This window comes from Variovorax paradoxus (assembly GCA_016806145.1).
Taxonomy (GTDB): Bacteria; Pseudomonadota; Gammaproteobacteria; order Burkholderiales; family Burkholderiaceae_C; genus Variovorax.
The window spans coordinates 854,572-871,220 of sequence record CP063166.1 but is presented as its reverse complement, the minus strand read 5'-3'; the positions used below and the strand labels follow the sequence as shown (position 1 = coordinate 871,220).

Genomic DNA, 16,649 nt, shown 5'->3' with positions numbered 1-16,649 from the left:
CCTCGCTCATGGCCGCGCCACCGAGAACTGCATCGGCTGCGGCTCGCGCAGCTCGGCCTCGCGGCACACGGCCAGCAGCTTCGCGAGCACGGCGCGCGTGTCGCGCGGATCGATCACGCCGTCGTCGAGCACGTGCGCGCTGGTGGTGAACACGCTCATCTGGCTGTCGAAGCGCTCGACGATGCGGCGCTCCATCTCGGCGAGCTTCGCACGGTCGACCTCGCCGCCCTTGCGCCGCATCGCGGCCTCGGTCACGTTGACCATGGTCTGCGCCGCCTGCTCGCCGCCCATCACCGCGGTGCGCGCGTTGGGCCACGAGAAGCAGAAGCGCGGATGGAAGCCGCGCCCGCACATGCCGTAGTTGCCGGCGCCGAACGAAGCGCCGCAATGGATGGTGATCTGCGGCACGGTCGCATTGGTCACGGCCTGGATCATCTTCGAGCCGTGCTTGATCATCCCGCCCTCCTCGTGCGCGCGCCCGACCATGAAGCCGGTGGTGTTCTGCAGGTAGAGGATCGGCGTGCGCGACTGGCAGCAGGCCTGGATGAAATGGGCGGCCTTGGTGGCGCCCGCGTTGTCGATCGGGCCGTTGTTGGTGACCACGCCCACGGGCAGACCCTCGATCTTGAAGTGACCCACCACGGTGGCGCTGCCGTAGCCGGCGCCGAACTCGAGGAACTCGGAGTCGTCGGCGATGCGCGCGATCACCTGCTTCATGTCGACCGGCCGCTTGAGGTCGGCCGGCATGATGCCCAGCAGTTCCTCGGCATCGAAGCGCGGCGGCTTGAAGCGGCGCGGCGGCGGCGCCGGCAGCTCGCGGTTCCAGTCGATGTGGGCGAGGATCTCGCGCGCGATGCGGATCGCGTCGCGGTCGTCCTCGGCCAAATAGTCGCCGAGCCCCGACACCGAGCTGTGCATGAGCGCACCGCCCAGTTCCTCCTCGGTCGCGATCTCGCCGGTGGCGGCCTTCAGCAGCGGCGGCCCCGCGAGGAAGGCGCGCGAGCGGTCGCGCACCATCACGATGTAGTCCGACAGGCCGGTCTGGTAGGCGCCGCCCGCGGTCGAGGAACCGTGCGTGACCGTCAGCACCGGCAAGCCGGCGGCCGACAGCCGCGCGAGGTTGCGGAACAGGCTGCCGCCGGTCACGAATTCCTCGACCTTGTAGGTCATGAGGTTGGCGCCCGCGCTCTCGACCAGCTGCACGTAGGGCAGCCGGTTCTCGAGCGCGAGCTCCTGGATGCGCAGCTGCTTCGGAATGCCCATGGGCTGCAGCGCGCCGGCGTCGATGCCCGAGTCGGAGGCATTGACCATCACGCGCAGGCCCGAGACCTGGCCGATGCCCGCGATCACGCCGCCGCCGGGCACGCTCTTGTCGAGGTCGGGGTTGTCCAGGCCGAGCCCGGCCAGCGAGCAGAGTTCGAGGAAGGGCGTGCCCGGGTCGAGCAGCAGCGACAGCCGCTCGCGCGGCAGCAGCTGGCCGCGCTTCTCGAAGCGTTCGCGCGAACGCTCCGAGGTGGCGGCGGCGCGCTGCTCGCAGCCGCGTACGCGCTCGAGCAACGCGAGCATGTGGGCGCGATTGGCCTGGAAGGCTTCGCCGTGGGGGGAGAGGGTCGATTCGATGGTGGCCATGGTCTGCGGAAGAGTCCATGGCAGCTTAGGCAGCGCCCCTCGGGGCGTCTTGTGCCCAGTGGCTGGGGATCAGCGCACGCCGAACAGCCCGGCCGCGTTGTCCCACGCCACGCGCTGCGCCACCGCGGGCGGCAGCTCGCCGAGCCAGCCGCGGTAGCCGCGCATCAGCTCGTCGTAGGCGCTCCAGCGCTGGTTGACCCAGGTGTCGGAGCCGATCAGGAAGCGGTCGGGAAAGGCCAGGATCAGCTCGCGCCACGGCGCGCACAGCGTGCCGCCCTCGCAGACCAGGCCCGGGCGATACGACAGCTCGCCCATCAGCTTCGGATAGCGCTCGAGCATCTGGCGCACGCGCGCCACCGGCGTGCCGCCGATGCCGGTGTGGGCCCAGATCAGCCGCGTGTCGCGGCCCTGGCTCGGCGTGTTCGCCATCAGCAGGTCGACCGCCTCGTCGTCCACGTGTGCCAGCACCGCGAGCTGCCTGCGCTCGGCCAGCACCATCAGCTTCTTGGCCACCGGGCCGTTGGCATTGGCGCTCTCGTAGAGATGGAACTCGCCGATGCCGCGGTAGGGCCCGCTCGCGGTGCCGCGCTCGAGTTCGGCCAGCACCATCTCGTGGATGCTCTCGTCGCGGAACCAGTTGCTGTAGTCGGCGCGGTTGCGGTACAGCCGCACGAAGGGCACCACGGTGACGCCGGCCTCGCGGGTCTCGCGCAGCGCCGCGAGCGTGCGCGTGCCGTCGTTGGGCCGCGAGTTGCCGACGATGGCACGCACGCCGTTGCGCTGCATGCGCGCGAGCGCCTCGGCCGGCGGGAACGGGCCGCTGCTGCCGTTCCAGGCCTCTTCGTTGTAGTGCAGGTGGGTGTCGAACAGCGGGCCGGTGTAGTCGGCCGCGTGGGCCGCGACTGCGAGGCTGGCGGCGACAGCGACCAGCGCGGCGCGCGTCCAGCGTCGATGAAGGGAATCGGTGGTCCGGGTCATGCGGGCTCCTCGCGGCGGGTGCGGTCGGTACGGTGGGCGGTGGAAGAATACCCGCCGCCACGCCGGCTCAGCGCAATAACCGTGCCCTGAACTTCTGCACCATCGCCGCCGGCGCATACGAACGCTTGCTGCGCCGGAAGCCCGCGATGCCCATGTCCTGCTCGAAGTTGAGCCAGCGCACCGGCCGGCCGAATCGGGCCTCGAACTGCCGGCAGAAGTGCTGGAACATGTGCGGGTAGATGCCCGCGTGGCTGTCGAGCCCCTTGGCGAAGCGCATCGCGAACACGCCGGGCTGCAGTTCCTGCGCGAGCACGAAGCCCAGCGGCTCGTCGTGCGCGAAATGCACGAAGCCCTCGAGCCCGAGCGCCGCCGCGTCGGCGATGGCTTCGCGGCACGGCGCCTCGTCGGCCTCGCCCGCGGCCTTGCCCTTCTGCGCCATCCAGGCCTCGAGCACGCGCAGCGCGGCACCGGCCGAGGCGGGACCGAAGGCCTCGGCGCGCGGCGTGCACTGCGCGAACAGCTGCCGCACCTGGCTGCGCTTCCAGGCCAGCGCGCGGCCGGCGTAGTCGGCGAAGCGGCTGGCGTCGTAGAGGTAGTCGGCGTCGTCGGGCGAGGCGCTCAGCGCGAAGCGGTCGGCGCTCAGGCCTTCGATGTCGCGCCGCGACAGCGGATAGAAGCAGTCGTGGTCTTCGAGCATCGCGGCCAGCGCCTCGGGCGGCGCCTGCGACAGCGCGAACAGCGGGACCAGGTGGCGCGTGCCGTCGTAGGTGCGGCCCGAGATGCGCGGCCAGCCGTCGTCTTCGGGCCCGATGTAGCGGTAGTCGTGGGCCTCGCGGAACAGCCAGAGGTTCGAGAACGTCAGGTCCGACAGGCAGCCCTCGGCGCTGCGCGCGCGCAGCCGCGCGAGCGCCGGTTCGATCGCCTCGCGCAGCGCCAGCGACAGCGGTCGCCCTGTCCTCATGCAGCGTCGTAGACCACCGCGCGCACACCCGGCGCCGGCGGATCGGCCGGCGGCCCCGCGAAGCACTGGGCGATCGACAGCCACTGCGTGGCGCTGCCCGGCGTGCAGCGCAGCACGGTGTCGGCGAGGTGGCGGCGCTGGGTCACGACCAGGCAGAAGTCGAGCGCATCGCCGCGCACCGATTCCGCCGAGGCCGGATCGCCCCAGCGCCAGGTCTGGCCGTCGGGCGCGTCGAGCTCGATGAAGGGCGCGGGCTCGGGCACCGGCAGCTGGCGGTTGACGAAGGTCCAGCCGAAGGTGGTGGCGCCGATGTGGGCGATGTGGCGCAGCCGCGCGCTGGCCGGCCGGCGCCGGCGCATCAGGTCCCAGATGTCCTGGCCATGGGCCCAGGTCTCCATCAGCCGCGCGGTCGCGAACGAACGCGCGCTCATCATCGGCCCGTACCAGGGCAGCCGCGCCTTCGGGTCGAGCACCGCGAGCGCGTCGGCCAGCTGCATCGAGATCGGCTGCCACAGCGCGAGCATCGCGGGGCCGTCGAGCTGGCCGTACTTCTCGCGCGCCAGCGAACTGATCTCGCGGCCCTGCGCGAACTGCGCGTTGAGCGCCGCGGCATCGCGCACGAAGGCCTCGGGGTCGTTCAGCGCGAGCATCGAGGTCTCGTCGAAGAAGCACAGGTGGGCGATCTCGTCCCAGGGCGACCAGCCGTAGAACACGCTGGGCGCGCGCCACTGTTCGGGCGTGAGCGTGGCGCACAGCGCGGCGAGCTCGGCGTATTCGTCGCGCAGGTCGCGCGCGGTCTCCGCGTTGGGGCCGTTCGTCGAATCGTTCATCGTGGGTGTCGTCCTTCTCGTTCTTCAGAGCCCGAGCTGCCGGGCCGCCAGGTCCTTCATGATCTCTTCCGACCCGCCGCCGATCATCATCACCTTGACCTCGCGGTAGATGCGTTCGCTGCGCGTGCCGCGCATGAAACCCATGCCGCCCAGCAACTGCACCGCCTGGTCGGCGCAGAACTGCATGGCCTGAGTCGCCTGCACCTTCGCGAGGCACACGCGCGCCACGAGTTTCGCCGGATCGGCCAGGCCGTGCTCGATGCGGTAGGCCAGGTCGTAGACCAGGGTGCGCGCGGCATCGACGCGGAGGGTCATGTCCATGAGCTTGTGGCGCACCACCTGGCGCTCTGCCAGCGGCACGCCGAAGGTGACGCGCTGCCGCGCCCAGTCCACCGCCTCCTCGAGGCAGACCTCGGCGAAGCCGCAGGCCAGCGCCGACATCAAGAGGCGCTCGCCGTTGAAGTTGTTCATCACCAGCTTGAAGCCCTGGTTCTCCGTGCCCACCAGGTTGCGCACGGGCACGCGGCAGTTCTCGAAGCGCGGGTGCGCGGTGTCGGAGCTCCACCAGCCCATCTTGTCGAGCGAGGTGCGCGAGAGGCCCGGCGTGTCGCCCTCGATCACCAGCAGCGAGATGCCGCCCGCGCCCTTGTTCGCGGGATCGGTGCGCACGGCGGTGGTGATGAAGTCGGCGCGCACGCCCGAGGTGATGAAGGTCTTCTCGCCGTTGACCACGTAGTGGTCGCCGTCGCGCACCGCGGTGGTCCGAAGCGCCGCGACGTCGGAGCCGCCCGAGGGCTCGGTGATCGCGAGCGCGGCGATCTTCTCGCCGGCCAGCACCGGCGGGATCACGCGCTGCTTCAGGTCCTCGCTGCCGGCCTTGAGGATCGGCGGCAGCGCGATGCTGTGCGAGTTCAGCGAGGCCTGCACGCCGCCCGCGCCGCAACGCGCGAATTCCTCGGCCACGATCAGATGATGGAACAGGTCGGCCGGCGTGCCGCCGAGCGCCTCGGGATAGCCCAGGCCCAGCACGCCGAGTTCGGCCGCGCGCCGGTAGAGATCGCGCGGAAAGGTCTCGGCCTCGTCCCACTCGGCCACGAAGGGCGCGATCTCGCGTGCCACGAAGGCGCGCAGGCCGGCGCGGAAGGCTTCGTGCTCGGCGGAGAAGTAGAAGGGCAGCGGCGGGGCGTCCAGGAATTCCATGGTGTCTCCTTGGCGCACGAGGCTAGCGGCGGGCGCTCCACGGGTCTTGCGCCAACAGGCTGCGCCCGGCCACGCGAGGTGCAGCGACTCGACGCAAGCCGCGCCGCGCCCGCCTCGCTAAGCTGGCCCTTCCATCCGCCACCCGAGGACCGCCATGCCTTCATCCGCCGCCGCACCGACCAAGACCGTCCGCATCGGCGGCGCCTCGGGCTTCTGGGGCGACAGCATGGTGGCCGCGCCGCAACTGGTGCAGCACGGGCGGCTCGACTACCTGGTGTTCGACTATCTGGCCGAAACCACGATGGCGATCCTGGCCGCGGCGCGCGCGAAGAAGCCCGAGCTCGGCTACGCCACCGACTTCGTCGAGATCGCGATGAAACCGGTGCTCGCCGAGATCAAGCGCCAGGGCATCAAGGTGGTGAGCAACGCGGGCGGCATCCATCCGCAGGGCTGCGCCGCGGCGCTGCGCGCGCTGGCCGAGGCCCAGGGCGTGCCGCTGCGCATCGCGGTGGTCGAGGGCGACGACCTCGGCGCGCGCATGGCCGAACTGCGCGCCGCGGGCACGCGCGACATGTTCACGGCCGAGGCCCTGCCCGAGAAGGTGCTGAGCGCCAACGCCTACCTGGGCGCGCTGCCGATCGCCGCGGCGCTGGCCGCGGGCGCCGACGTGGTGATCACCGGCCGCTGCGTCGACAGCGCGGTCACGCTCGGCCCGCTGATGCACGAATTCGGCTGGCAGCCCGGCGACTTCGACCGGCTGGCCTCGGGCAGCCTCGCGGGCCACATCATCGAATGCGGCTGCCAGGCCACGGGCGGTCTGCACACCGACTGGGAGGACATCCCCGACTGGGCGAACATCGGCTACCCGATCGTCGAATGCCATGCCGACGGCAGCTTCGTCGTGACCAAGCCCGAGGGCACGGGCGGCAAGGTGATCCGCGCCGCGGTGGCCGAGCAGCTGCTCTACGAGATCGGCGACCCGGGCGCCTACCTGCTGCCCGACGTGAGCTGCGATTTCCGCGAAGTGACGATCGAGCAGGAAGGCCCCGACCGCGTGCGCGTGGGCCCCGCGCGCGGCCGCGCACCGACCTCGGCCTACAAGGTCTCGGCCACGCAGCTCGACGGCTTCCGCTGCGCGGGCAGCCTGGTGATCGTGGGCATCGACGCCGATCGCAAGGCACGGCGCACGGCCGAGGCGATCCTCGAGCGCACCGGCGGCATCCTCGCGCGCCTGGGCCTCGCGCCCTTCACGCGCAGCCACATCGAGGCGATCGGCGCCGAGACGCTCTACGGCCCGCATGCGCGCACCCACGGCGTGCGCGAGGCGATGATGCGCGTGGCGGTCGATCATCCGCAGAAGGCCGCGCTCGAGATCTTCGCGCGCGAGATCGCGCCCGCGGGCACCTCGTGGTCGCCGGGCACCACCGGGCCCGGCGGCGGCCGGCCTTCCGTGTCGCCGCTCATCAAGCCCTTCGCCTTCCTGCTCGACAAGGCGCAGGTGCCGGTGTGGTTCGAGATCGACGGCGAGCGGCGGGCCGTCGCGATCCCGCCGGGCACGGGCGATGGCGCCGCGCCGCCGGTGGCGGAACCGCCACCGTTCGCTGACGACGGCGGCGAACAGGTCGAGCTGCGGCTCATCGAGCTGGCCTGGGCCCGCAGCGGCGACAAGGGCGACCTCTCGAACATCGGCCTGGTGGCGCGCCGGCCCGAATGGCTGCCGCTGCTGTGGTCGCGCGTCACGCCCGAAGCGGTGGGCGCCTACTTCGCGCACCTGGTGCACGGCAGGGTCGAGCGCTTCCACCTGCCGGGCATCGCGGCGATGAACCTGCTGTTGCATGGGGCGCTCGACGGCGGCGGGCCCTCGTCGATGCGCCTGGACCCGCTGGGCAAGGGCATGGGGCAGATGCTGCTCGACATGCGCGTGAAAGTGCCGCGCGCGGTGGCGCAGGCGGCGCAACGGCGCTGAAACGGGGGCGGCGGCCCGCGCGTGGGATGCTCCAAAACCGTTCGGGCTGAGCTCGGCCCGTCCTGAGCTTGTCGAAGGATCGAAGCCTTGCGCGAGGCTTCGACAGGCTCAGCCCGAACGGGCTTGTCTGGGTCAGGTCAGCTCAGGCCTGCGCCTCGGTCAAGGCCTGCGCCGCGACCACCGCCTCGGTGCGGTTGCGCACGTTGAGCGCGCGGAAGATCGCCGCGAGGTGGATCTTGACTGTGCCCTCGCTGATGCCGAGGCTGCGGCCGATCAGCTTGTTGGGCTTGCCCTGCGACAGCAGCTGCAGCACCTCGACCTGCCGCTCGGTCAGCACGTTGCGCAGGTGCTCGAGCGTCTGCGAGGCGGCCGGGGCACCGGGCGCGCGCGCGGCGTCGGCCTGCGGCGCCACGCCGGCCACGATGCCCGGCGGCAGCGCGGTCAGCATCATCGGCGGCACGTAGACGCCGCCGGCCAGCACCAGCCGCACGGCCGACAGCATGACCTCGGGCGAGTAGGCCTTGGGAATGAAGCCGAGCACGCCGCGCTCGAGGGCGGCACGCATGATGGCCGGGTCTTCGTAGCCCGACAGCACGATCACCGGCACGGCCGGATGACGGCGGCGGATCTCGTCGATGTGGGCCTGCCCGTCGGCGCCGGGCATGTTGAGGTCGATCAATGCCAGGTCGAGGTCGTCGGTGGCGCCGGCGAGCAGCTCGTCGACGCTCATGACCAGCACGAACTCGATGCCGGGCTCCAGCTCGGACAACTTGGCCTTGACCGCCTCGATGACGAGCCGGTGGTCGTCGGCGATCAGAATTTTCATGGCTTAACCCCAGCGTGCATTGACTCAGCGACCGCCGACGATACCGGCGAATGCCCGGCGCAGCAAGGCTGGCGCGCTGCCCGAACGGCATAGGCCCCAAGCGATATGGCGCCTTGCGGGCCCGCTGAGAAGAATGGTCGCCAACCCGAAGGAAGCGAGACATGGGCATGTGCCAACGAAGCCGGCGCCGGTGCAGGGCATCTCTCGGGCGGCGCCCCGCGCTGCCTGCGGCCTGAGCCGGCACGCGTGTCTTCATGGCCCGCCTGATCGACTGCCATTCGGCCTTCGTCTCGTTCGGGCTCGCGCTCGATGCCGCGATCGCCGCGAACCGCCCCACGCTCGACCACGACGCCGCGCAGCGCCAGGCCCGCCTGCTGCTCGACGAGGCGCGCGAACGCGCGCGCGCGAGCGCGACGCCGCTGTCGCCCGCGCAACTCGAATCGGCCGCCTTCGCGATGGTCGCCTGGATCGACGAGATCCTCGCGCGCCACCCGGGCGCGGCCCAGGGCGCGGCGCCGCTGCAGGTGCAGCTGTTCGCCTCGAACAACGCCCACAGCGAGTTCTTCCACCACCTCTCGGCGCTGGGCGCGCGCGACGACGAGGTGCGCGAGGTCTACTGGCATGCGCTGGCGCTGGGCTTCAAGGGCCAGTACTACTTCGAGCACGGCGACCGCGGCGAGCTCGGCAAGCTCAAGGAGCTGCACGGGCGCCAGCTGCGGCTGCCGCCGCTCGCGCTCGGCAGCCTCGCGCAGCAGCGCATCACGCCCCAGCCCTACGCCGAGCCCGATCCGCCCGCCCCCATCGACATGCACCGGCGCGACCGCTCGATGCTGCGCGCGAGCGCGGCGCTGGCGCTGCTGGTGCCGCTGCTCTACCTGCTGTGGGCCTGGCTGGCCGGCGCGCCGCGGCCCGAGGCCGACCTCGCGCAGCGCGTCGAGCAGCAGCTGCAGGGCTACGCCTGCGCCGACCTGGCCGTGGCGGTGGAGGCCGGCGGCACGCTCAAGGTCAGCGGCTTCGTCTCGCTGCCGGCCGACGTGGCCAACGTGCAGCACGACGTGGGCCGGCTGCCGGGCGTGAAGGCGCCGCGCTTCGAGCTCGGCGTGCGCGTGTGGCCGCACTGCGAGGTGTTCGCGATCCTCAAGCCCTACCAGGCACGCAATGCCGACAAGGCCTACGGCCTCGGACTGGCCCTGCCCTCCGCGCGGCAGGGGCGCCTGCGCGAGGGCGACAACGTGCGCGTGGAGGTGACCGCGCCGCGCCACGACAGCGTGCTGTGGGTCGACTACTACACGGCCGACGGCTCGGTGATGCACCTCAACGCGGGCCAGGCGCCGACCCGGCTGCGCGCCGGCGAGAAGCTCGAGCTCGGGCGCGACATCCCCTCGAGCTGGCTCGTGAGCCCGCCCTTCGGCAGCGTGCTGGTGACCGTGATCTCCTCGCCGATGCCCTTCCACGAGACCGCCGACCGGCCGCCGTTCGAACTGGCCTCGGCCTACCTGCTGCAGCTGCGCGAGGCGCTCGCGGCCAACAAGGGCGGCGATCGACTGGTCGCCGACTTCGTGTTCCTCGAGACCGAGGCGCGCTGAGCGCCGCGCCGCCGCCATGCACACCCTGCCGCCCGCCCACCTCTTCTGGCCGCTGTTCGCGCTGTGCGCGCTCGGCTTCGCGGTGCTGTGCGCCGTGGTGCGCGATGCCGGCCGCGGCGCGCCGCCGGCGCGCGCTGCAGCAGCGCATCGCCACGCTGCGGCCGCCCTCGCGCGCGGCCGATGCGCAGGCGCTCGAGCGCCTGCACGAGGCGATGGCGCGCGCGCAGCAGCGGCTGCGGCTGGCGCCGCGTCCGCGCGCGGCCGGCGAGAAGCTCGACGACGAGGACTTCGGCCGCTGCGCGACGCCGGGCGTGCCGTGGCTGCTGTTCCTCGGCGACGCGGCGGCCGGGCTGCCGGGGCTGCTCGCGGCCTCGCCGCTCGACGCGGACCCGTCGGACGACGCGCCGACCGGCCCGGTGCGCGACGGCTGGCGCTGGTGGACCGGCGGCGCCATGGCCGCGATCGAGATCGACGCGCGCGTGCTCGAGGACCCGGCCGACGCGCCGCAGTCGCGCGCCCTCTGGCTCGCTTCGCTGCTGGCGCTGGCCGAGCGGCGCGAGCGCATCCCATTGCACGGCATCGTGGCCTGCATCGGCGCGCAGGCGCTGCGCGAGGCACCGGCCGATGCGGTCGCCTTCCGCGCCCGCGTCGCGCGGCTGCGCCGGCTGGCCGAGGAAGCGGGCCGCACCTTGCGGCTGCAGCTGCCGTTCTATCTCGTGGTGACGGGCCTCGAAGGGCTCGAGGGCTATGGCGCGCTGCGCGGCACGCTGCCGCCCGAGGTGCTGGCGCAGGCGCTGGGCCATCGGCTGGCGCTGGAGAGCGCGGCGACCGACACGCGCGGCGCCGCCGAACGGCTCGACGCGGCCTTCGAGCCGCTGGCCGCGCGGCTGCATGCGCTGCGCATGGGATTGCTGCGCGAACAACCGGGCGCCTCGGGCCGGCTCGCGGTGCATTCGTTCGTGGAGGGGGTGCGAAGCCTGCAGCCGGGGCTGCGGCTGGCGGCCGAGGCGCTGTTCGACAGCCATGGCCGCAAGGCACGCGAGGCCCGGGGACTGCGCTGGCGCGGCCTCTACCTGACGGCGGCCGGCGGCGCGGCGGGCGGCAACGGGGCCTTCACGGGCGACCTGTTCCATCGCTTCCTGCCGGCGGACCCTTCGCTGGTGCGGCCCGGCCGGCTGCCGCCGTCGGCGCACGACACGGGCATGGACGCGATGTGAACGCGGCCCGTGCGTGCCGTGCGTGCCCTGTGCAGCGCCTACTTCTCCTTGATCGGCTCGGCCTTCTGATCGATGCGGATCTGGCGCGCACCGTAGGTCACGGTGATGGTGTTGATCTTGCCGACCTCGAGCGGGCGCACCTCGCGCCAGCGCGCGCGGTCGAGGTCGCGGAATGCGCCCATCACGCCGATCATCTTGGCGTCGGGCTGCAGCACGAAGTCGAACTTGCGGCTCTCGCCGGGTCGCAGCAGCGTCTCCTCGCGCTGCACCAGCTCGGCGCCGAGCGTGGCCTGGTCCTTCTCGAACAGCGAGAAGAAGTCGGCGCCCTCGAAGGCACCCGGCGTCTTGAGGATGTAGGCGCGCACGGTGAGCGGCGATGCGCGGCCGCGCGCGTCGGGATTGGCATCGGGGCCCGCCACCAGCGTCAGCGACACCGGCGTCTTCACTTCGGGTGGCGGCTTGCTCGCGCAGCCCGCGAGAAAGAGCCCCGCGGCAGCGAGGCCGAAGGCCGCCACGTGCCGGCGCGAAGCCGTGGCCAGCAGGCCTCCATAGGACGAATGGTGTGTACCGAGCGCTCGCATGCTATTCCCTTCGTTGCATTGACCGGTTGAGAGGCATCTTTGATTATCACCAGCCACATTCAACAGGCAACATGCTCACCAACGAACTCGCAGATGCACTGCTCATACCGATCGGCGACAGCGCGCCGAGCGGCACCGACCTCGAGTACGACGCGGACTTCACCGCGCTCGTGACCGCGTCGCAGGGCAAGCCCGAACAGCAGTTCGGCGACACCGTCATTCCCGCGGTGGAGCCGGACTGGCGCAGCGTGGCCGAGCAGTCGGACGCGATCCTGCGCCGCAGCAAGGACGTGCGCGCCGCCGTGCTGATGCTGCGTGCCGCCACCCGGTTGCAGGGCGTGCCCGGCTTCGTCGCCGGCCTGCGCCTTCTGACCGGATTGCTCGACCGCTTCTGGGACGGCATACATCCAACGCTCGATGCCGACGACGACAACGATCCGACGATGCGCCTGAACGCGCTCGCGCCGTTGAACGACGAGACCATGGTGCTGCGCGACCTCTACGACGCCCAGGTGGGGGCGGCGCCGGGCGTGGGCTCGATCCGCGTGCGCGACATCGCGGTGGTGCAGGGCACGCTCGCGGCGAACGGCGAGCCGCTCTATTCCGCGCCGCAGCTGCAGGCCGGCCTCGAGGCCCTGCAGGCCGCGCAGCCCGAGCGCATCGAGGCCGCGATCGGCGCGCCGGCCCTGATCGACCAGCTGCAGGCGCTGCTGGTGGAGCGCACCGGCCGTTCCGATGCCATCGACCTGGGCGCACTGCGCACCATCGCGCGCACCGTGCAGAAGGCCTGCGGCGCCGCGATCGGCGCGCCCGAGGAAGCCGGCGCGGCGGACGCGGCGGACGGCGGCGAAGCCGTGGCGGGCGGTGGCGCTGCACGCCCCGCGGCCGCGCGCGGCGAGATCCAGACCCGCGAGGACGCGCTGAAGATGCTCGACCGCGTGATCCGCTTCCTCGAGACCACCGAGCCCGGCAATCCCGCGCCGCTCCTGATCGAGCGCGCCAAGAAGCTGATCGGCGTGAGCTTCCTCGAGATCATGGCCAACCTCGCGCCGAACGCGCTCGACACGATCGAGAACGTGACCGGTCGCCGCGCCTCGGACTGAGGCCCTTCCGCCGCCTCTTCCCCTCGTCCCCTCCCCTTTCCATCCCTGGATCGACCCACCCCGTTTCACCCTCGCAAGGAGCATCGCCATGGCCAAGAGCAGTCAGAAATTCATCGCCCGCAACCGGGCGCCCCGGGTGCAGATCGAATACGACGTCGAACTCTACGGCGCCGAGAAGAAGATCCAGCTGCCCTTCGTGATGGGCGTGCTGGCCGATCTGTCGGGCAAGCCCGCCGACCCGCTGGCGCCCGTGACCGACCGCAAGTTCCTCGAGTTCGACGTCGACAACTTCGACTCGCGCATGAAGGCCATGAAGCCGCGCGCGGCCTTCGCGGTCGAGAACTCGCTGACCGGCGAGGGCGAGCTCAAGGTCGAGCTGACCTTCGAGAACATGGAGGACTTCTCGCCCGCCGCCGTGGCCCGCAAGGTCGGCGCGCTCAACAAGCTGCTCGAGGCGCGCACCCAGCTGTCGAACCTCGTCACCTACATGGACGGCAAGAACGGCGCCGAGGAACTGCTGGCCAAGGTGCTCGAGGACCCGGCGCTGCTGCAGTCGCTGGCCGCGACCAAGAAGCCCGAGGACGGCACCACCCCGCCGGCCGCCTGATTCCTGTCCCTTTCCGACTTCCACATCCGGTTCACGAGGAGTAACCCACCATGGCCGAAGCACTCGAACAGAGCGCGTTGAAAGACGTCGCGTACGCGGGCAGCGACTTTTCGTCGCTGCTGCAGAAGGAATTCAAGCCGCGCAGCGACGAAGCCAAGAGCGCGGTCGAAGCCGCCGTGCTCACGCTGGCCCAGCAGGCGCTGGCCAACACCGAGGTCATCGGCAAGGACGTCACGAAGTCGATCCAGTCGATGATCGCGGCGATCGACGCCAAGCTCACCGAGCAGGTCAACCGGATCATCCACCACCCCGACTACCAGAAGCTCGAGAGTGCGTGGCGCGGCCTGCACTACATGGTGAACAACACCGAGACCGACGAGAACCTGAAGATCCGGGTGATGGACATCTCGAAGCAGGAGCTTGCCAAGAACCTCAAGAAGTTCAAGGGCGCGGCCTGGGACCAGAGCCCGATGTTCAAGAAGATCTACGAACAGGAATACGGCCAGTTCGGCGGCGAGCCCTTCGGCGCGATCGTCGGCGACTACCACTTCGACCAGAGCCCGCCCGACGTCGAGCTGCTCGGCGAGATGGCCAAGATCGCCGCCTCGGCCCACGCCCCCTTCATCACCGGCGCAAGCCCGAACCTGATGCAGATGGAGTCGTGGCAGGAGCTCGCCAACCCGCGCGACCTGACCAAGATCTTCCTCACGCCCGAGTACGCGGGCTGGCGCTCGCTGCGCGAGTCGGACGACGCGAAGTACCTGGGCCTGTGCATGCCGCGCTTCCTGGCGCGCACGCCCTACGGCGCCAACACCAACCCGGTGGAGGAGTTCGACTTCGAGGAGGACACCGCCGGCGCCGACCACAGCAAGTACGCCTGGGCCAACGCGGCCTATGCGATGGCCACCAACATCAACCGCTCGTACAAGCTTTACGGCTGGGGTTCGCGCATCCGCGGCATCGAGTCGGGCGGCGCGGTCGAGAACCTGCCGCTGCACACCTTCCCGAGCGACGACGGCGGCGTGGACCAGAAGTGCCCGACCGAGATCGCGATCAGCGACCGGCGCGAGGCCGAGCTCTCGAAGGCCGGCCTGCTGTCGCTGATCCACCGCAAGAACTCCGACTTCGCGGCCTTCATCGGCGCCCAGTCGCTGCACAAGCCGGCCGAGTACGACGATCCCGACGCCACCGCCAACGCCAACCTGGCCGCGCGCCTGCCCTACCTGTTCGCCTGCAACCGCTTCGCGCACTACCTCAAGTGCATCGTGCGCGACAAGGTCGGCTCGTTCAAGGAACGCGACGAGATGCAGCGCTGGCTCAACAAGTGGATCATGAACTACGTCGACGGCGACCCGGCGAACTCGTCCGAGGTCACCAAGGCCCAGAAGCCGCTGGCCGCGGCCGAGGTGGTGGTCGAGGAGGTGGAAGGCAATCCCGGCTACTACTCCTCCAAGTTCTTCCTGCGCCCGCACTACCAGCTCGAGGGCCTGACGGTCTCGCTGCGCCTGGTCTCCAAGCTGCCGTCCGCCAAGGGCGCGGCATAGGCCATCGGGTGGGTTTGAAATCCCGCCCGCTTCTTCGTTCTGAGATCACTACCGGCCGAAGCCCCACCCGCAGCGGCCGGTAGCCCCGAAAAAACCTTCTCTTTCGTCAACCATCGCCCGCGCATCGCAGGCATCACAGGAGTAGCAAGATGGCATCCGATTTCCACATCAAGTTCGACGGCGTCACCGGCGAGGCCACCCACAAGGATCACAAGGACGAGATCGAGATCCTGTCGTGGTCGTGGGACGTGGCGAACACCTCCGGCGCGGCATCGGGCGGCGGCTCGGGCAAGGGCAAGGCGCAGCCCGGCTTCTTCACCTTCGTCCACATCTTCGACAAGGCCTCGCCCGTGCTGGCCAAGAACTGCGTCAGCGGCAAGCACTTCAAGGACGCGGTGCTGACCTGCCGCAAGTCCGGCGACGGCCAGGGCGAGTACCTCAAGGTCACGATGAAGGAAGTCTTCATCTCGAACGTGGCCCCGGCCGGTTCGCAAGGCGGCGACGTGCTCGAGAACGTGGTCGTGACCTACAAGGACATCGAGTTCGCCTACAAGGCCCAGAACGACAAGGGCGCCACCACCGGCGACGTCAAGTTCGGCTGGAACGTGGCCACCACCGAGACCCGCTGAGATCTCCCCGGGGACTTCGCCGCGCGAGCGCGGCAAGCTCCACGCCATTCGGCCCGCGTCCTCTGCTCGAGGGCATCGCGGGCCGTTTCTCTTTGCGAGGAAGAAAGAAGAAGAAGAAAAAGGACGGCGGCGCGCCGCCGCCCGTTGCGTCAACCGAGGACGGTGTCTTCGGGATCGCCCGGCTCGGGCTGCGCCTCGACCGGCAGCAGCCGCGTCTCGTCCTCGGCGGCGTCGATCACCCACAGCGTGAGCGCCGTGTAGTTGTCGTGCCCCGGCTTCGCGCGCGCGACGATCTGCGCCTCGATCTGCTCGACCCACTGGCTGGGCGTGCGCGAGGCATGCAGGGTCTCGACCAGGCATTCGTCGCCCAGCGGCTCCCACACGCCGTCGCTGCACAGCAGCAGCACGTCGCCCGGCAGGAGCCGCATGCGGTCCGACACCGCGATGTCGGGTTCCTCCTCGAGCGAGCCCAGCGCCGACAGCAGCATGTTGCGCTGCGGATGCAGGCGCGCGCCCTCCTCGTCGAGCATGCCGCCGGCCACCATCTGCTGCACCAGGCTGTGGTCGGTGGTGCGCGCGACGATCGCGCCGCCGCGGAACAGGTAGGCCCGGCTGTCGCCGCTGTGCACCCAGGCCAGCGCATGGATCTCGAGGTCGATGGCCGCGAACACCACCGTCGAGCGCATGCCCGCCAGCGTGCCGCCCTCGGCCTGGCGCGTCACCACGTCGCGGTTGGCCTGCTCGATCAAGGCGCGCAGCACGCCCGCGTCGAGGCTGGGGCCGGCCGAGAACGCGCCCAGCACGCTCGCGCGCACCGTGGCCGCCGCCACGTCGCCGCCGCCATGGCCGCCGGCGCCGTCGGCCACCAGGCAGGCCACATGGCGCTCGTCGTGCCAATGGCCATGAACGTCTTCGTTGTAGCTGCGGCCGCCCTGGCGGGACAGCGTGACGATTTCGATTTCCAAGCGGGGCTCCTCGCGTCGGTCGTGCGT

Annotated in this window: 14 protein-coding genes and 1 pseudogene; 7 read left to right on the top strand and 8 right to left on the bottom strand. The window is 70.9% G+C overall.

What is annotated here, in order from left to right; all coding sequences use genetic code 11:
* Window positions 1–6 precede the first annotated feature (6 nt).
* The 5 genes from INQ48_04040 to INQ48_04020 form a co-directional block, all read right to left on the bottom strand.
* Entirely contained in the window at window positions 7–1,629 is a 1,623-nt protein-coding gene (locus INQ48_04040) for an acyl-CoA carboxylase subunit beta (GenBank protein QRF58441.1), read from the bottom strand.
* Between the two features lie 69 nt (window positions 1,630–1,698).
* Window positions 1,699–2,607, bottom strand: coding sequence for an amidohydrolase family protein (locus INQ48_04035; GenBank protein QRF58440.1), 909 nt, complete (start codon window positions 2,605–2,607; stop codon window positions 1,699–1,701).
* Window positions 2,608–2,674: 67 nt separating this feature from the next.
* On the bottom strand, window positions 2,675–3,568 hold the full coding sequence (locus tag INQ48_04030; protein ID QRF58439.1) for a DUF2156 domain-containing protein: 894 nt from the start codon (window positions 3,566–3,568) through the stop codon (window positions 2,675–2,677).
* Window positions 3,565–4,398 carry a TIGR03084 family protein gene (locus tag INQ48_04025; GenBank protein ID QRF58438.1) on the bottom strand — a complete coding sequence of 278 codons (834 nt, stop codon included), beginning with the start codon at window positions 4,396–4,398 and terminating at the stop codon, window positions 3,565–3,567. The genes INQ48_04030 and INQ48_04025 overlap by 4 nt, the downstream gene beginning before the upstream one ends.
* Window positions 4,399–4,422: 24 nt before the next feature.
* Window positions 4,423–5,598 carry an acyl-CoA dehydrogenase family protein gene (locus INQ48_04020; protein ID QRF58437.1) on the bottom strand — a complete coding sequence of 392 codons (1,176 nt, stop codon included), beginning with the start codon at window positions 5,596–5,598 and terminating at the stop codon, window positions 4,423–4,425.
* Window positions 5,599–5,752: 154 nt separating this feature from the next.
* On the opposite strand from INQ48_04020, the gene INQ48_04015 reads away from it, so the two are divergent.
* Window positions 5,753–7,564 (top strand): DUF1446 domain-containing protein, encoded by a 1,812-nt coding sequence (locus tag INQ48_04015; GenBank protein ID QRF58436.1) that lies wholly within the window; start codon window positions 5,753–5,755, stop codon window positions 7,562–7,564.
* 142 nt (window positions 7,565–7,706) lie between these two features.
* Here INQ48_04015 and INQ48_04010 read toward each other — a convergent pair whose 3' ends face one another.
* Entirely contained in the window at window positions 7,707–8,390 is a 684-nt protein-coding gene (locus tag INQ48_04010; protein ID QRF58435.1) for a response regulator transcription factor, read from the bottom strand.
* Between the two features lie 254 nt (window positions 8,391–8,644).
* Here INQ48_04010 and INQ48_04005 point away from each other — a divergent pair, with 254 nt between their 5' ends.
* Both INQ48_04005 and INQ48_04000 read left to right on the top strand, forming a co-directional pair.
* A complete protein-coding gene (locus INQ48_04005; protein QRF58434.1) occupies window positions 8,645–9,976 on the top strand; it encodes a DotU family type IV/VI secretion system protein in 1,332 nt (443 codons plus the stop codon).
* 16 nt (window positions 9,977–9,992) lie between these two features.
* Window positions 9,993–11,193 (top strand): annotated as a pseudogene (locus INQ48_04000) (hypothetical protein).
* Window positions 11,194–11,231: 38 nt separating this feature from the next.
* Here the strand turns inward: INQ48_04000 and tssJ are convergent.
* Window positions 11,232–11,774 (bottom strand): type VI secretion system lipoprotein TssJ, encoded by a 543-nt coding sequence (gene tssJ / locus INQ48_03995; GenBank protein ID QRF58433.1) that lies wholly within the window; start codon window positions 11,772–11,774, stop codon window positions 11,232–11,234.
* A 71-nt stretch (window positions 11,775–11,845) separates the two neighbouring features.
* Between tssJ and tssA the strand changes: the two genes are divergently transcribed.
* From tssA to INQ48_03975, 4 genes are all read left to right on the top strand, one after another.
* Window positions 11,846–12,877 (top strand): type VI secretion system protein TssA, encoded by a 1,032-nt coding sequence (gene tssA, locus INQ48_03990; protein ID QRF58432.1) that lies wholly within the window; start codon window positions 11,846–11,848, stop codon window positions 12,875–12,877.
* An 88-nt stretch (window positions 12,878–12,965) separates the two neighbouring features.
* On the top strand, window positions 12,966–13,484 hold the full coding sequence (tssB, locus tag INQ48_03985) for a type VI secretion system contractile sheath small subunit (protein ID QRF58431.1): 519 nt from the start codon (window positions 12,966–12,968) through the stop codon (window positions 13,482–13,484).
* A 50-nt stretch (window positions 13,485–13,534) separates the two neighbouring features.
* On the top strand, window positions 13,535–15,028 hold the full coding sequence (gene tssC / locus INQ48_03980; protein QRF58430.1) for a type VI secretion system contractile sheath large subunit: 1,494 nt from the start codon (window positions 13,535–13,537) through the stop codon (window positions 15,026–15,028).
* Window positions 15,029–15,177: 149 nt separating this feature from the next.
* Entirely contained in the window at window positions 15,178–15,657 is a 480-nt protein-coding gene (locus INQ48_03975; protein QRF58429.1) for a type VI secretion system tube protein Hcp, read from the top strand.
* Window positions 15,658–15,806: 149 nt separating this feature from the next.
* Here the strand turns inward: INQ48_03975 and INQ48_03970 are convergent, their stop codons facing one another.
* A complete protein-coding gene (locus INQ48_03970; GenBank protein QRF58428.1) occupies window positions 15,807–16,622 on the bottom strand; it encodes a serine/threonine-protein phosphatase in 816 nt (271 codons plus the stop codon).
* Window positions 16,623–16,649: the final 27 nt, after the last annotated feature.

What these genes read in the sequence shown, in the direction of transcription:
- INQ48_04040 (QRF58441.1), bottom strand. Translation starts at nt 1,629, where the DNA reads ATGGCCACCATCGAATCGACCCTCTCCCCCCACGGCGAAGCCTTCCAG.
- INQ48_04035 (QRF58440.1), bottom strand. Translation starts at nt 2,607, where the DNA reads ATGACCCGGACCACCGATTCCCTTCATCGACGCTGGACGCGCGCCGCG.
- INQ48_04030 (QRF58439.1), bottom strand. Translation starts at nt 3,568, where the DNA reads ATGAGGACAGGGCGACCGCTGTCGCTGGCGCTGCGCGAGGCGATCGAA.
- INQ48_04025 (QRF58438.1), bottom strand. Translation starts at nt 4,398, where the DNA reads ATGAACGATTCGACGAACGGCCCCAACGCGGAGACCGCGCGCGACCTG.
- INQ48_04020 (QRF58437.1), bottom strand. Translation starts at nt 5,598, where the DNA reads ATGGAATTCCTGGACGCCCCGCCGCTGCCCTTCTACTTCTCCGCCGAG.
- INQ48_04015 (QRF58436.1), top strand. Translation starts at nt 5,753, where the DNA reads ATGCCTTCATCCGCCGCCGCACCGACCAAGACCGTCCGCATCGGCGGC.
- INQ48_04010 (QRF58435.1), bottom strand. Translation starts at nt 8,390, where the DNA reads ATGAAAATTCTGATCGCCGACGACCACCGGCTCGTCATCGAGGCGGTC.
- INQ48_04005 (QRF58434.1), top strand. Translation starts at nt 8,645, where the DNA reads ATGGCCCGCCTGATCGACTGCCATTCGGCCTTCGTCTCGTTCGGGCTC.
- tssJ (QRF58433.1), bottom strand. Translation starts at nt 11,774, where the DNA reads ATGCGAGCGCTCGGTACACACCATTCGTCCTATGGAGGCCTGCTGGCC.
- tssA (QRF58432.1), top strand. Translation starts at nt 11,846, where the DNA reads ATGCTCACCAACGAACTCGCAGATGCACTGCTCATACCGATCGGCGAC.
- tssB (QRF58431.1), top strand. Translation starts at nt 12,966, where the DNA reads ATGGCCAAGAGCAGTCAGAAATTCATCGCCCGCAACCGGGCGCCCCGG.
- tssC (QRF58430.1), top strand. Translation starts at nt 13,535, where the DNA reads ATGGCCGAAGCACTCGAACAGAGCGCGTTGAAAGACGTCGCGTACGCG.
- INQ48_03975 (QRF58429.1), top strand. Translation starts at nt 15,178, where the DNA reads ATGGCATCCGATTTCCACATCAAGTTCGACGGCGTCACCGGCGAGGCC.